The organism is Janthinobacterium sp. TPC_1 (assembly GCF_056037845.1).
The window spans coordinates 4,796,332-4,809,632 of the sequence record NZ_CP195157.1; the positions used below are offsets into that span (position 1 = coordinate 4,796,332).

Annotated in this window: 14 protein-coding genes and 1 pseudogene; 7 read left to right on the forward strand and 8 right to left on the reverse strand. The window is 64.8% G+C overall.

Annotated elements, in window-relative coordinates; all coding sequences use genetic code 11:
• The first annotated feature begins 61 nt into the window (after positions 1-61).
• The 3 genes from ACQVLG_RS23340 (at position 62) to ACQVLG_RS23350 (ending at position 3,695) form a co-directional block, all read left to right on the forward strand.
• Positions 62-1,558: an MFS transporter gene (locus tag ACQVLG_RS23340; protein WP_474291191.1), complete on the forward strand. Its 1,497-nt coding sequence runs from the start codon at positions 62-64 to the stop codon at positions 1,556-1,558.
• A 218-nt stretch (positions 1,559-1,776) separates the two neighbouring features.
• Positions 1,777-3,345 carry an EAL domain-containing protein gene (locus ACQVLG_RS23345; protein ID WP_474291192.1) on the forward strand — a complete coding sequence of 523 codons (1,569 nt, stop codon included), beginning with the start codon at positions 1,777-1,779 and terminating at the stop codon, positions 3,343-3,345.
• Positions 3,342-3,695 (forward strand): hypothetical protein, encoded by a 354-nt coding sequence (locus tag ACQVLG_RS23350; protein ID WP_474291193.1) that lies wholly within the window; start codon positions 3,342-3,344, stop codon positions 3,693-3,695. The genes ACQVLG_RS23345 and ACQVLG_RS23350 overlap by 4 nt, the downstream gene beginning before the upstream one ends.
• A gap of 3 nt (positions 3,696-3,698) precedes the next feature.
• On the opposite strand, the gene ACQVLG_RS23355 is transcribed toward ACQVLG_RS23350, so the two are convergent.
• Positions 3,699-5,051 carry a serine hydrolase domain-containing protein gene (locus ACQVLG_RS23355; RefSeq protein ID WP_474291194.1) on the reverse strand — a complete coding sequence of 451 codons (1,353 nt, stop codon included), beginning with the start codon at positions 5,049-5,051 and terminating at the stop codon, positions 3,699-3,701.
• A 136-nt stretch (positions 5,052-5,187) separates the two neighbouring features.
• Positions 5,188-6,096, reverse strand: a complete 909-nt coding sequence (locus tag ACQVLG_RS23360; RefSeq protein WP_474291195.1) for a VirK/YbjX family protein — start codon at positions 6,094-6,096, stop codon at positions 5,188-5,190.
• A 188-nt stretch (positions 6,097-6,284) separates the two neighbouring features.
• Between ACQVLG_RS23360 and ACQVLG_RS23365 the strand changes: the two genes are divergently transcribed.
• The 3 genes from ACQVLG_RS23365 to ACQVLG_RS23375 are packed head-to-tail and all read left to right on the forward strand — an operon-like array spanning position 6,285 to position 7,909.
• Positions 6,285-6,893, forward strand: a complete 609-nt coding sequence (locus ACQVLG_RS23365) for a hypothetical protein (protein WP_474291196.1) — start codon at positions 6,285-6,287, stop codon at positions 6,891-6,893.
• Positions 6,894-6,922: 29 nt separating this feature from the next.
• The gene (locus tag ACQVLG_RS23370) at positions 6,923-7,357 is read left to right on the forward strand and encodes a DUF1801 domain-containing protein (protein ID WP_474291197.1); all 435 of its coding nucleotides are present in this window, start codon (positions 6,923-6,925) and stop codon (positions 7,355-7,357) included.
• A 42-nt stretch (positions 7,358-7,399) separates the two neighbouring features.
• On the forward strand, positions 7,400-7,909 hold the full coding sequence (locus tag ACQVLG_RS23375) for a hypothetical protein (protein WP_474291198.1): 510 nt from the start codon (positions 7,400-7,402) through the stop codon (positions 7,907-7,909).
• Positions 7,910-7,978: 69 nt separating this feature from the next.
• Here the strand turns inward: ACQVLG_RS23375 and ACQVLG_RS23380 are convergent, their stop codons facing one another.
• Positions 7,979-8,995 carry a DNA-binding protein gene (locus tag ACQVLG_RS23380; RefSeq protein WP_474291199.1) on the reverse strand — a complete coding sequence of 339 codons (1,017 nt, stop codon included), beginning with the start codon at positions 8,993-8,995 and terminating at the stop codon, positions 7,979-7,981.
• 221 nt (positions 8,996-9,216) lie between these two features.
• On the opposite strand from ACQVLG_RS23380, the gene ACQVLG_RS23385 reads away from it, so the two are divergent.
• Complete coding sequence (locus tag ACQVLG_RS23385) at positions 9,217-10,236, forward strand: site-specific integrase (RefSeq protein WP_474291200.1); 1,020 nt, start codon at positions 9,217-9,219, stop codon at positions 10,234-10,236.
• A 66-nt stretch (positions 10,237-10,302) separates the two neighbouring features.
• On the opposite strand, the gene ACQVLG_RS23390 is transcribed toward ACQVLG_RS23385, so the two are convergent.
• The 5 genes and pseudogenes from ACQVLG_RS23390 to ACQVLG_RS23410 form a co-directional block, all read right to left on the reverse strand.
• On the reverse strand, positions 10,303-10,635 hold the full coding sequence (locus ACQVLG_RS23390; protein WP_474291201.1) for a hypothetical protein: 333 nt from the start codon (positions 10,633-10,635) through the stop codon (positions 10,303-10,305).
• A 150-nt stretch (positions 10,636-10,785) separates the two neighbouring features.
• Positions 10,786-11,061: a hypothetical protein gene (locus tag ACQVLG_RS23395; RefSeq protein WP_474291202.1), complete on the reverse strand. Its 276-nt coding sequence runs from the start codon at positions 11,059-11,061 to the stop codon at positions 10,786-10,788.
• A gap of 13 nt (positions 11,062-11,074) precedes the next feature.
• Positions 11,075-12,544 carry an aminotransferase-like domain-containing protein gene (locus ACQVLG_RS23400; protein WP_474291203.1) on the reverse strand — a complete coding sequence of 490 codons (1,470 nt, stop codon included), beginning with the start codon at positions 12,542-12,544 and terminating at the stop codon, positions 11,075-11,077.
• Between the two features lie 9 nt (positions 12,545-12,553).
• A complete protein-coding gene (locus tag ACQVLG_RS23405) occupies positions 12,554-12,895 on the reverse strand; it encodes a LysE family translocator (protein WP_474291204.1) in 342 nt (113 codons plus the stop codon).
• A gap of 64 nt (positions 12,896-12,959) precedes the next feature.
• Positions 12,960-13,139, reverse strand: a pseudogene (locus tag ACQVLG_RS23410) (LysE family translocator); the annotation flags it as partial.
• Between the last annotated feature and the right edge of the window lie 162 nt (positions 13,140-13,301).

Sequence of the window (13,301 nt, forward strand, 5' to 3'; positions counted from 1 at the left end):
GTAAATTATAAGGCGCTTGTCTTATAACAGAAAATAATACAATCCTGCTTAAAATACAGGCATGAAAAATACCAACTGGACCCTCTATACGTGCTCGGGCGTGTGCGCGCTGATCATGCTCGACACCAACGTCGTCGCCGTCTCGCTGCCGTCCATCGCCCGCTCGCTGAACGCCAGCTTCGTCGACGTGGAATGGGTGGTCAGCGCCTACATGCTGGCGTTCGCCTCGTTTTTGTTGCCCGCCGGCAGCATCGCCGACCGCCTGGGACGGCGCAAGGTGATGCTGTCTGGCCTGGCCGTGTTCGCGCTGGCCTCGCTGCTGTGCGGCCTGGCATGGACGCCGTTCGTGCTCAACGTGGCGCGCGCCGTCAAGGGCCTCGGCGCCGCGCTGCTGCTGACCTCCGCGCTGGCCGTCATCGGCCACACCTTCCATACGGAAAAGGAGCGGGCGCGCGCCTGGTCCGTGTGGGGCGCGGCCATGGGCGTGGCCATGACGGTGGCGCCACTGCTCGGTGGCCTGGTCACGAGCGCCATCAACTGGCGCTGGATTTTCTACCTGAACCTGCCCGTCGTCGCCATTTTGATGTGGCTGGTGGGCAAGCACGTGGACGAGTCGAAGGACGCGTCCAACGCCAGTTTTGATCCATTGGGCGCGCTGCTGTTCTCCGCCGGCCTGTTCTGCATCATCTGGGGCTTGATCGACGCCAGCGTGGCGGGCTGGTCCAGCCGTGCCACCATGCTGCGCTTTGCGGCCGGCGCCGCGCTGCTGGCCGTCTTCGTGCTGGTGGAACGGCGCCAGCGCGCACCGATGGTCGATTTGAGCCTGTTTGGGAGGCGCGTGTTCGTCGGCGCCGTGCTGGGCATGTTCGGCTACGCCATCGCCGCGCAAGTGATGATGACGTTTTTGCCGCTGTACCTGCAGAACGGCTTCGGCTTTTCCGCCGTGCTGGCCGGCTGCGCCATGCTGCCGTTCGCCGTCGCCATGGTGGTGTTCTCAAGGCTGGCGCCGCGCGCCATGCGGGTGCTGGACGACCGCGGCATATTAGTGACGGGCTTGCTGATCGTCGCCGTGGGCAACGTCGCCACGGCCCTGGCCGCCGCCAGCCTGTCGTACGGGCTGGTGGCGGCCGGCATGGTCGTCACGGGCGCGGGGGCGGGATTGCTCAACGGCACGACGCAAAAGGCCATCCTCGCCTGCATTCCCCGCGAGCGCACGGGCATGGGCTCCGGCATCAGCACCACCACGCGCTTCGTCGGCATCGTGCTGGCCGTGGGCGCGCTGGGGGCCGTGCTGGCCATGCGCACGGCCGCTTCGTTCGAGCAACTGGCGTGGCTGCACGGCTTGAAGGCGTCGCCCGAGATGATCGGGCGCATCGTGGCAGGCAACGCGGCCGACGCCTTCGGCCAGCTGCCGCCCGCACTGCAAGCCGTGGCGCAGGAAGCGGCCCGCCACGCCTTCATCGACGGCTTTGCCAGCGTGCTGTACCTGGCTGGCGGGCTGGCGGCCGTGGTGGCGGCGCTGGTGTTCGTGCTGGCGCGGCCGCTGGAAAAAGTGTAACTCTTCAGTAATATGCGCGTGCGCCGCCCGCACTTGTAATATGATGCCATCGAGCAATACATGGCAATCATATAACACGATCAATCAAGAGCGCCGAACAGAACCGTAGCGAGCGGCAGTGAGTTGTGGCTGAGAAGCGGAGCTGTGCGAATGCACAGTGAGCATCGGAAGCCGCAAATCGCGACGCGCAGTAGGTTATGTTCGGTGCGGAGAATCGCATGCGCAGAAAACGCATTATCATCACGAGCGTGCTGGTCGCCGTCATCGGCGTGGCCGCGCCCCTGAGCCTGGCCTTCTATCTGTCGTCCGTGCGCGCCGAGCAGGGCGAGCAGGAACGCCTGCGCCTGCTGGCCGGCTACGCGCTCGAGCGCGCCCACCGTTCCATCGCCTCGGCCAGCGCCGCCCTGCGCAGCGCCGATGCGCTGGACCTGGCGCCGTGCTCGGAGGCGCATATCCAGCAATTGCGCCGCATCACCATCACCACGCGCAGCATCGACGATATCGGCTACGTGGAAAACGGTTTGCTCAAATGCACGTCCACGGGCATCGAAGAGGCGCGCATCGCCGTCACGCCCGCCGACTTCACGCTGGCCAACGGCATGGGCATCGATTTCAACCTGCGCCCCGTCGTCAGCGGCGGCAAGCGCATGGTGGGACTGTCCCACCGCGCCTATAAAGTGCTGATCGATCCCGTGCGCTTTTCCGACGTCATCGTCGACAGCGACATCCAGATGGCCATGGCCATCGGCAAGGAAGGCGTGCTCGACACCTTGCACCATCCCGATCCCGCGCTGGTGCAAAGCTTGCTCGCCGGGCTGCCGGCGAACGTAGACGCCGCGCACGACGGCCACATCCATGCGATGCTGTACCGCGATGGCTTGACGGCCGTCATGATCGAGCCGCGCAGCAAGCTCAACGACAGGCTGCGGCGCGAACAGCTGCTGCTCCTGCCCATGGGTTTGTTGATGGCCGCCTTTATCGTCGGCATCGTCGTGTGGCTGTCGCGCCGCCGGCTGTCGCTGCGCGGCGAACTGGAAACGGCAGTCGAACGGCGCGAATTCTTTGTCCATTATCAACCGATTATTGCGCTCGACACGGGCGTGTGCGTGGGCGCCGAGGCGTTGATACGCTGGCGCCGTCCCGACGGCAGCATGATACGGCCCGACCTGTTCATCCCCGTGGCCGAGGAAAGCGACCTCATCCTGCCCATCACGGACCAGGTGATCGCCTGCGTCATTGCCGACATGCGCGCCGCGCTGCTGGCCGACCGCGAACTGCACATCGCCATCAACCTGTGCGCCAGCGATATCGAAACGGGCAGGGTGCTCGACGTGCTCGAGCGCGCCCTGGACGGCACCGGCATCGAGGCGCAGCAAATCTGGCTGGAAGCGACGGAACGGGGCTTCATCAACGTGGAAGCGGCGCGCGCCACCATCGACAAGGCCAGGGCGCGGGGCCATGCGGTGGCCATCGACGACTTCGGCACCGGCTATTCCAGCCTGTCCAGCCTGCAAAACCTGCCGCTCGACGCCCTGAAAATCGACAAATCCTTCGTCGACACCATCGGCACGGACGCGGCCACCAGCAGCGTCACGCCGCACATCATCGCCATGGCCCGCACCCTGAACATGCTGATCGTGGCCGAAGGCATCGAAACGCGGCAGCAGGCCGATTATTTGCTGGAACGCAAGGTGGAATTCGGCCAGGGCTGGCTGTTTGCGAAAGCGCTGCCGGCCTTGGACTTCCTCGCCTTTTACGCAACCCGCCGCCTGCCATCGTCCACATGAAACAGCCGCGCTTTCCCTATCCATTGCAGCCGCTGCGCGTGCCGGGCGGCTGGCACCTCACCGTCAACACCCTGTTCGAGGTGGATCCCGGTGCCGATACCATGCAGTGGTTCAGCAGCGCATTGTTGCTGTGGGGTCATTGCCGCGACAGCGGCTACTGCTTCAATTCGCATTTCGAGCCGGAAGACGATCCGCAGGGCGAGTTCGTGCTGGAAATGGCCAAGGTGGCATACGACCGCCATGGCAAGATCGTCCCCGGCAGCGACGTCTTTCTGGGCGAATTCCGCACGCGCAGCAAGGCGGAATTTGTCGCCCGGGTCGAGCAATTCATGCAAGACCCGGGCGCTTGAGTTTTACTGCTTGCGCGGCAAGACGGCGTCCTGCCCGCCTTGCGTGAGCACGGCGCCGGCAATCTTGCCGGCCGGGTCGCGCGTAAACGCCAGGTCGGCCTCGATGGCGCGGAAGAAGAAAGCATCTTTTGCGCTGGCAAACAGGGGCGCCGAGCCGACGCCCGACCCGGCCGCTTCCAGGCCATGCTTGCCCAACGACACCGTCAACGTGAAATCCTCGCCCAGCGCATACTCGCCCACGTATTCGGCCAATGCTGCGCGCGGCAGCTCGATGGCCGCTTGCGGCTTTTTCAGCGGCGGCAAGGGCGTACCGGGCAGCAAGGCGGACAAGCCCAGCGCGTCGATGGTGCGCGCCGTGTTCGTCAACACCACCACGCCCCGCTTGCCGTCCGTCGTAAATGCCGCGTAGCTGGTGTAGCCGCCCGTCTGGCCGCTGTGCCAGGCGTAGCTTTGTCCCTGTCGCTGCTCCAGCAGCCAGGACAGGCCGATTTTCGTGTCGTCGCCAGACGCCACCGGACGCTGCGGCTGGATCGCCAGCGCATACGGGCGCAGCGGCTTGAACATGTACGCTTGCAGGTAGGCAACCATGTCGCGCGCGCTCGAATACACGCCGCCGGCCGGCGCCACCACGTTCAAATCCCAGGCGGGTGTCGGCTCCCCCGACAGCAAATGGCCGGGCGCCAGGCGCGCCAGCATGCCGTGCGAGGGCGTGTTCGAGGTGGAACGCATGCCCAGCGGCACGGCGATGCGCTTTTGCAGCAGCGCTTCATAACTGCTGCCCGAGCGCGCCGCCAGGGCCGTGCCCAGCACGGCATAGCCGATGTTCGAGTAGTCAAATTTGGTGCCTGGCGCGCGCGGCAGATGGTAGGCGGCGAGAAATTGCCGCTGCTTCGCTTCCGTGTAGTCCGCATACGGATTGGCGGGGTCTTTCGGCGCGAAGTTGTCGGGCAGGCGCGGCAGCGCAGAATAATGCGTGGCCAGGTCGAGCAGGCTGATCTGCCTGCCCTCGAAGGCCGGCACCGTGTAGCCCGGCAATACTGCCGCCACCGGCTCGTCGAGTTTGACCTTGCCTTCGACGACGGCGTCGGCCAGCAGCAGGGCCGTCATGGTCTTGGTGACGGAGCCGATCTGGTAGACGGTGTCGGCGCCCGGCTTGGTATTCTTGCCGGCATGCACGCTGCCAAAGCCGTAGACGGCGCTGTCCTTGCCATCGATCACGGCGATGACGATGCTGGCGTGCATGCCCGTGCTTGTCAATTCTTCCGCGCGCTGGCGCACGGCGTCGTCGAGGGTGGGGGCGGCCAATGCGGCGCCGCCGAGCAGGCAAAGGGGGAGGAGGGCGAAAGTGGGTGTCATGGGAAACCTTGTCCAGGGTGGGCCGTATGCGCGCCGGCCCCGCATATGGTGGCTGGCATGCATGGGGAAGGATACGGCGCCAACATGAAGGTTGCCTGAGTTTTATGTTTGCTGGTATGGCAACGCTTGTGCTTGCTCAATGTTCAGCCATCGGCGCTTCCAGCAAGCCCGCCAGCTGTGCGCGCATGCCGGCGGACATGCCTTGCAGCAATTCGCCGCGCCGGCGCGCATCGGCGCGTTTCTTCGAGGGCACGTCGGCCAGATCCGGCACGCGGTAGGCTGCGCAGGGCAAGTGATAATTGCCGTCGCGCATGCGCAAGGCGTGCAATTCCTGCCACGCCAGGTCGTAATCGGTGGCAATATGGCGTCTGCGCCGGGCATTGAGGGCGATGCGGTTGTCATTGCTGATCAAGAACAGGTTATTGCAGGCAAAAAAATCGCCGAAATCGCGGAGGGCCGTGACCATCAGGTTTTTCGGGCGGCAACCGTGCAGCGCGCGCGTGGCCGCCTTCACGGCCAGCTTGCCCGCCTCGGAACGCAAGCCTTGCAGCGCGCCCAGCTGCAGCGAGACTCCATCGGCGCGCGGCAGGAACAGAAAGCTGGCCAGATACAGCGGCTGGCCGTCGCGGGTCAGGCGCAGGCACAGTTCGCCTTCGCGGTAGCTGTCGTGAATGGCCGTCAGCTGCAAGCGGAACAGCGCCCCATCCTTGCCCTCGAACGCGGCCAGCACCAGGGGCTGGCGCGCGGCCCGCTCGACCAGCACGCGGGCGCCCGCTTGCCACAGGAAGCGGTAATGTCCTTCCAGCAAGGCCAGGCGGTCCGCGCAAGCGAGCTGGCGCGAGGCGTACGGGCGGTAGATCTTGAAGCGCAGGCAGGGGTGCAGCTGCGCCAGGGAAGTCAAGCCGGGCATGCTGTCCAGGAAAGCTTGCCAGCGCGTGCGCTGGCGGGGAAAGAACAGGGCGCCCAGCGCCGCTTTCAGGCGGTGCCCGCTGGCGGGGTGTGCCACGACAGGGCCGTGGCGCAAGGGTAATGCGATGTCATTCATGATTGAGCCGGTGAGGGCAGGCGCTGCACAGTGAGCGCCTTGCCAAGCTGAATGCTACGCGGGCCAGGTGAATTTCATATTAAGAAGCTATGCCCATGGGTATTTAGAGGATGGCAACTAAACAGTTGCCTTTTGGTAATGTTGACGCTTATTCTCCCTGCTCGCCAACCCGATGAACGACGCCTTTCATGAACCACCGCCAATTGCTTGTCCTTCCCTTGCTCGTTGCCGCACTGGCCGCCCAGGCGCAAGAGCGCACGGCCGATCCCCTGGCGCCGTTGGCGCAATGCATCAACCGCAGCGAGTTCCAGTTCCGCCAGCAGGACCGCTTGCCGCTCAGCGCGACGTCGCGCGTCATCATGATGAAGGCGGGAGAGCGCCGGGTATCGACGGCCGACGGCTATCGGCTGATGTTGTTTCACAAAAGCAGCTTGCCCTTCGTGAACCTGAAAATCGAACGCAGTGCCGCAGGCGGCTTTGCCGCCGACCGCCAGACCATCGTGGCGCAAATGCAGGAGATGTCGGCCAACAGCAAGCCGCCACAGCTGGTGCCGCTGGAAACGGACGCGCGCCAGGGCGTGGAAGTGCTAGGATTGAACAACCCGTACATCATGCATTCGTCAGGCGTGATCAGTTTATATACCTTGCTGCATGCGGCCAGCGGGACGGTCGCCACCGCTTATCTGCTCAATCAGCCGGCGGACAAGCGGGAATTCGCGACGGATGCGCAATACCTGGCCTTGCGCGACCAGTTCATTGCCGCACTGGCCGCCTGCATGGCCGATACGGGGCAGTGAGGCAAGCGCACAGGAAGGAGACGTGAGCCATGAAAAGAGCAGCAAGCGGCGCGCCGCCCGGGGATGAGGCGCCAAGCAGCGCGTCCGCCGCCAGCCAGATCGATGCGAAAATCGCTGCGCTGGCCGACTGGCGCGGCAAAACCCTGGCCGCCGTGCGGGCACTGATCCACGCGGCGGATCCGGACGTGGTCGAGGAAGTCAAATGGCGCGGCGTGCCCATCTGGTCGCACGCGGGCATGATTTGCACGGGCGAAACCTATCAACGGGTGGTGAAACTCACCTTTGCCAAGGGCGCCGCCTTGCCCGATCCGGCCGGTCTCTTCAATGCCAGCCTGGACGGCAACACGCGCCGGGCCATCGACCAGCACGAAGGCGCGCACCTCGATACCGCCGCGTTCAAGGCGCTGATACGCGCCGCCGTGGCGCTGAATACGGCGCCAAAACCAAAGCGGACCGCTACTTGAGACATTATCTGTATATCTGGCACGACCCGGCCGAGCGCATGCATGCTGGTCGCTTCCGGCATCGAATTCAAGGATGTGATGCACGCGCTGCTGGACGCGGACGGCATCGTGCTGCGCAAGGGCAGCGCCGGCACAATCAAAAAGCCTGCCGCCTGGCAGGCCTTGGCGCGGCAACAATTAGCGGCCCTGACCAGGGAAGACCTGTACGCCTGTGGCAGCCATGCCTGGGCCGATTACCGGGGCGCGCCGCCGGCCCCCGGCGATGCGGACGTGTCCGCGCTGCTCGGCCACCGTGGCGCGCTCATCCCACTGCCCGCCTTGCGCGGCCGCTTTCTTGCCTTTGCCCACGACGACGGCTGGTATCTGAAACTGTTTTACGGGGAATGGGACGACGCGGCGGCCTTGCTCGCCGGCGCCATCGCGCCAGCGCTGGGCGCGCTCGACATGGATGCACTGCAGCAGGGAGGCGACGGCTACTGGCTGCAGGACGGCGTGGTCGACCTTGAACTGGCAACCCACGATATCGACAGCGTGCTGAACCGGCGCCTGTAAGCATGGCTTCGGATGCGGCCCCCGGCCTGTCCGGGACCATCATATAGATCCCGCACCATGCAGACGGGCTCAAACATCGCGCTTCCCCTTGTTGTGCAGCGCCAGGCGCGCGGCCATCCCGGCATTGTCGCGCAGCAAGGCATCGCGTTCCAGCGCCAGCGCTTCGGCGCGCTGCTGCGTTGCCTGCGTATTCTCCGCCAGCATGTCGAGCTGGCGGTCTTGGGCGGCCAGCGCCACCTTGGCGTCGTTCAGCGCCAGCAGGGCCGTGTCCAGCTTGGCCAGAAGGGCGTCGGCAGAGGCGGCCGCCTGCAAGTATTGAAACTCGAACTGGTCGCGCTCGGGGCGCACGGTGGCCAGCGCCTCGCGGTCGGCCGCTGCTTCGCTGGCCAGGCGCGTTTGCTCCGCCTGCAGTTGCGCCAGGCGCATGTCTTGCTGCACCAGGGTCGCTTGCTGGCCCTGCAGGCGCTGCTGCAATTGCGCATTGTCCTGTTCCAGGCGGCTGATCTGTTGCTGCGCCTGCGCCCGTTCCTCGCTGCGCTGCGCGGCTGATGCCTCCTGGTAATGATCGAACTGCGAGCGCACCTGCGCCAGCTGACGGTTCAGGGCGGCGATTTCTTCGCCGCGGTCGGCCAGACGCTGCGTCAGGCCCGCGTTGTCGCTGTGCAGGGTCGCCAGGGTGACGGCCCGGAAATGGTGTTCTTCCTTCAATTGCGCCAGCGCGTGCTGGGTGGCGCGCAATTCCTGGGTGAGGGCGGCGCGCGCCTCCGTCAGTTTTAAACGCTCCGTTTCCGTCTTCTTCAGTGTTTCCAGCGCCGCGTCGCGTTCCGCGCGGTGTTGCAGCATGCCCGTTTCCAGCTGCTGCGCCACGTCGCGCTGCTGTTTTTCATAGACACCGCGCATCGCTTCCATCAGCTCGGCCGGCAAGCCTGCCTCCGTTTTCACGGCGCCCGCGCCCTGAAACTCTTCCTTCCAGCGCTTGAGCAGGGGCGCGATGGTGCTCTTGCTGCCCGTGCTGCCCAGCGCTTCGCGCACGCTGTCGACCGTGGGATTGCGCCCATCGGCAGCAACGATTTGGGCTGCTTTCATAACATCAGAGTACAAAATGCCGGTGCGGGCCATGAAATCACCTATGAGCGAAATTTAGTAACGTATTACATGATACGTAATATCGAATAATATTACGATATAAATTTTAATGATTCTTGAAAAATATAAGCTGCGATAAGATCGCTTATCGCGTGTTATGGGGGTGTCTGGCATGCTATTCTGCGTATCCCTTAGTACAAAACCGCGATTTCGCTGCCGCCATGCCCGATTTGCCCCTGACTAAACGCCGCCTTGCCGTGCCGAAAAGCGCCACCCTGGCTCCTGTGCCTTTACACGGCGCCCTGGTCGATGCGGAGCTGGCCGCGCGCCACCAGGCGTTTCTGGCCGCCGCCACGTCCGACAACACGCGCCGCACCTACCGTTCCGCCATCCGCCACTTCCAGGCCTGGGGCGGGGCGCTACCTGCCGACGAGTCGACCGTCATCCGCTATTTGATGGCGTATGCGGACAGCCTGAATGCGCGCACGCTGGCCCTGCGCCTGACGGCCCTGTCGCAGTGGCATGTGTACCAGGGCTTTGCGGACCCCGCGTCCACGCCCACCGTGCGCAAGACCCTGGCCGGCATCGCCCGCTTGCACGGCAAGCCGAAAAAGAAGGCGAGGGCGCTGCCGCTGGAAGACCTGGAACTGATCGTCGCCAGGCTGGGCGCTTTGGGCACGAACAAGGCCCTGCGCGACAACGCCTTGCTGCAGCTGGGCTTTTTTGGCGGTTTCCGGCGCAGCGAACTGGTGGGTTTGAAGCTGGAAGACGTGAGCTGGGAGCCACAAGGCCTGGTGATCACCTTGCCCCGCTCGAAAACGGACCAGTCGGGCGAAGGCATCGTCAAGGCGATCCCGTTCGGCGACGGCGTCTGCTGCCCGGCCACGGCCCTGCGCGCCTGGCTGGGCGTGGCCGCCATCGCCAGCGGCCCGCTCTTGCGCACCGTCAACCAGTGGGGCCATGTGGGAGGGACGGGGTTGCACGCGAGCAGCATCAACACGATATTGGAAGGCTGCGCCCGGCTGGCCGGCCTCGATTACGTGCCGGAACTATCGAGCCACAGCCTGCGCCGCGGCATGGCCACCAGCGCGCACCGGGCCGGCGCCGATTTCCAGGCCATCAAGCGCCAGGGCGGCTGGCGCCACGACGGCACCGTGCACGGCTATATAGAAGAGGCGGGGCGCTTCGAGGACAATGCGGCGGGGAGTTTGTTGAAGGGGAAGAAGAAGGCGGCGGGCTGAGGCTGCGCGGCAGCAGCTTGCGGCGGCGCGCCGGCAAGGGTTTGAACAGTGGGTTGCGTTGACCATTCAACTGATGGCATATCCCAGCAGATACAGGAGAACGGTAAGGACTGTCAGCAGCAAGAGTCTGCGCAGTTTTTTAGATGCGGTAACGCCGGGCCGTGCGCTAAGCCATCCCGTCACCGTAAAAATGAACGATGGGCCAAGAAGATAGGCTGCCAGCGCGGCAATGACCCACCAGGGCACCGAACACGGCCCAATTTCGTAGCAAGCTCCCGCGTCACGGTGCAGCAGCTTGAAATGAAACCTGAACGACATGTGACTGCCAGCGACCAATGCAGCCCAGGTTGTCAATAGTCCGGCAATGAGAAAGCCGAGCGACAAGCCTATGCGTTTCACTCGACCTCCTCAAACAGGATGCGCCTCACCTTGCTCAAGTCCGGGCAGCCAATCGAGGAGCAGGGAACATGAACGCTTGATACGCCAATTCTTTTGCCCGTCAGCGAGAAAAAAAGCATCCTGGTGCCTGTCTAGTGAAAAGCTTGAAAATCATGGGTGTTGCTGCTTGTAGAGAAACCAGGTCAATACTGCCATGACAAGCAGGGAGAATAGCGCACTGGTGAACAATATGCGTATTGCATGAGGCTTTCCTGTCACTACGCCCAAAAGCCCGCCCCACATTATCGGCAAGGCCGCATAGATGACGACTGACACGACTTTCAGCAAGCTGGAGCATGATTCGCGACAAACGCTGGTCTTTGCAAGGATCTCAAACGCATGCGGCAGCATGGCGAAGGCGATGCCGGCCAGGAATCCGAGTGCCATAAACACTACCCTGTTAAGCATCCTTGCGCGCGATGCCGGCGGCGGCGCTGGCGCGGGCCAGGCTTGAGCGCGCGCCAGCCACGGCGCGCAGGCGTTCTTCCAGGTAGGCGCTTACGCGCGGATGCTGGCTGAAGGCGACGTTGAAGCGGATGTGCCGGTCGGGCGTGTCGTTGGCCGAGAACGCGGCGCCGCGCATCAGCAGGATCTTGTTGCGGTAGGCGTCCTGCACCAGCAAGTCCACATCCAGCCCTGCGGGCATGCTGCCCCACAGGAAAATGCCTGCGTCGCCGGGCTGCTCGAACAGCACGCCGGCCGCGCTCAGTTGCCGCGTGCTGGCGTTGCGCGCCACCATGATCTTGCGTTGCAGCCGCTCCAGGTGCTTGCGCAGGTTGCCGGCCTTGAGCACTTCCAGCAGCACGTATTCGTTCAGTGCCGGCAAAGTCATGATGGAGTGGATCTTGGTGCGCATCAGCAGCTTGAGCAGGGCGGGCGCCGCGGCCAGGTAGCCCATGCGCAGGGCCGGGCTCAGCGCCTTGCACAGGCTGGAGTAATAGATCACGCCGTCCAGTCCGGACAGCGACGCCAGCCGCGTGCTGTGGCCCGGCTGGAAATGGCCGTGCACGTCGTCTTCGGCGATCAGGAAACCGTACTGCTGCGCCAGGATCAGCACCTTGTGCAAGTTGGCGGCGCTGCTGCTCCACCCGGTGGGATTGTGCAAGGCCGTCTGCATGAACAGCAGGCGCGGACGGTGCGCGCGGCAGGCCGCTTCCAGCTCGTCCAGGTCGAGGCCGTCGGGGCGGCGCTTAATCGGCACCAGGCGCACGCCGTCCTGGCGCGCCGGCCGAACATCAGGAAGTATCCGGGGTCTTCCACCAGCACCGTATCGCCGGGCTGCAGGAAGGTGCGGCAGATCAGATCGATGGCATGGGTGCCGCCGAACGTGGTGAGGATGTGGCCGGCGTCCGCGGCGATGCCGATGCGCGCGCAGCAGCAGCGCGATCTGCTCGCGCAGTTCGGCCAGCCCTTGCGGCGGGCAGCGCGAAGCCATGCCGGCCGCGCTGCGCGCCAGGCCACGTTGCACGGCGGCGGCCGGCAGCGCATCCTGCAGCCAGGTGGGCGGCAGGGCGCCGCTGCTGGCCAGCAGCACGCCCGGCCGCTGGTCGTTCACTTGCTGGCTCAGCCAGACCGGCTCCTGCTCCTGTCCCGCTTCCAGCGCCACCTCGTCGGGAATGGCGCGGCTGGCGTCAGCCGGCGCGCAGACGAAGAAGCCCGTCGTGCCGTGCGTATCGATGACGCCGGCGGCCACCAGCCTGTCATACGCCACCACCACGGTGTTGGTGCTGACCGCGAGCTGCGTGGCAAGCTGGCGGATCGACGGCAGCCTGGTCCCGCCAGGCAGGACCCGTTGCGCGATCTGCTGGCGCAAGGCGGCCTCGATCTGTTTAAAGAGGGCGATAGGCGAGGAGCGGTCGATGGCGAACATGGTGCCAGTCTAGCGTAAAAACGTCACGGCGAGGACCAGCAGCACGGCGCCCATCGCCAGATTGAAGATGCGCTGGTTGCGCGGCGCTTTCAGCACGCTGCGGATCGAGACGCCGAACAGCGCCCACATGGCGTTGCACGGTGTACCCACCACGGTGCCGGTCACGGACACCAGCAGCGCGCTGGCGAGCATGTTGCCCTGCGCCGGCATGAAGACCGACGCCATGGTGATCGCCTTGAGCCAGCTCTTCGGGTTCAGCGCCTGGAACAGCGCCGCCTGCGCGAACGACACGGCCTTCGGCGCGCTGCCTCCCGCCACCGAGGCGCCGGCCAGCTTCCAGGCCAGGAACATCAGGGTACAGCGCGCCCGCGATGCGCAGCAGCTGCTGCGCCATCGGGTACGCGACGAACACGCTGCCCAGTCCCACGCACATGAGCATGGTCTGCACGAAGATGCCGGCCTGGATGCCGAGGATGACCGGCAGCGCGCCGCGATAGCCGAAATTGGCGCCGGTGGTGGCCAGCATGACGTTGTTGGGCCCGGGCGTGGCGGACATCACAAAGCAATAACTCATCAGGGGCAGAAGTTCGGTCATGGCAGGCAGTCGCAGCGTGGAGAAGGCCCCAGTCTAGAAGCGCGGCGCGGCAGCGACAAGACACAAGGCGCCGCGTACACGCACATGCTGTATCAGCCGGACGACTGCTACAGCGGCGAAATTGAAGCCCCGTATTTCACCAAGCCAGGCAGGAGTGAACAC

What these genes read in the sequence shown, in the direction of transcription:
- ACQVLG_RS23380 (WP_474291199.1), bottom strand. Translation starts at nt 8,995, where the DNA reads ATGAAAGCAGCCCAAATCGTTGCTGCCGATGGGCGCAATCCCACGGTC.
- ACQVLG_RS23405 (WP_474291204.1), bottom strand. Translation starts at nt 12,895, where the DNA reads ATGTTCCTGGCCTGGAAGCTGGCCGGCGCCTCGGTGGCGGGAGGCAGC.
- ACQVLG_RS23360 (WP_474291195.1), bottom strand. Translation starts at nt 6,096, where the DNA reads ATGAATGACATCGCATTACCCTTGCGCCACGGCCCTGTCGTGGCACAC.
- ACQVLG_RS23400 (WP_474291203.1), bottom strand. Translation starts at nt 12,544, where the DNA reads ATGTTCGCCATCGACCGCTCCTCGCCTATCGCCCTCTTTAAACAGATC.
- ACQVLG_RS23365 (WP_474291196.1), top strand. Translation starts at nt 6,285, where the DNA reads ATGAACCACCGCCAATTGCTTGTCCTTCCCTTGCTCGTTGCCGCACTG.
- ACQVLG_RS23395 (WP_474291202.1), bottom strand. Translation starts at nt 11,061, where the DNA reads ATGGCACTCGGATTCCTGGCCGGCATCGCCTTCGCCATGCTGCCGCAT.
- ACQVLG_RS23350 (WP_474291193.1), top strand. Translation starts at nt 3,342, where the DNA reads ATGAAACAGCCGCGCTTTCCCTATCCATTGCAGCCGCTGCGCGTGCCG.
- ACQVLG_RS23370 (WP_474291197.1), top strand. Translation starts at nt 6,923, where the DNA reads ATGAAAAGAGCAGCAAGCGGCGCGCCGCCCGGGGATGAGGCGCCAAGC.
- ACQVLG_RS23345 (WP_474291192.1), top strand. Translation starts at nt 1,777, where the DNA reads ATGCGCAGAAAACGCATTATCATCACGAGCGTGCTGGTCGCCGTCATC.
- ACQVLG_RS23355 (WP_474291194.1), bottom strand. Translation starts at nt 5,051, where the DNA reads ATGACACCCACTTTCGCCCTCCTCCCCCTTTGCCTGCTCGGCGGCGCC.
- ACQVLG_RS23375 (WP_474291198.1), top strand. Translation starts at nt 7,400, where the DNA reads ATGCTGGTCGCTTCCGGCATCGAATTCAAGGATGTGATGCACGCGCTG.
- ACQVLG_RS23340 (WP_474291191.1), top strand. Translation starts at nt 62, where the DNA reads ATGAAAAATACCAACTGGACCCTCTATACGTGCTCGGGCGTGTGCGCG.
- ACQVLG_RS23385 (WP_474291200.1), top strand. Translation starts at nt 9,217, where the DNA reads ATGCCCGATTTGCCCCTGACTAAACGCCGCCTTGCCGTGCCGAAAAGC.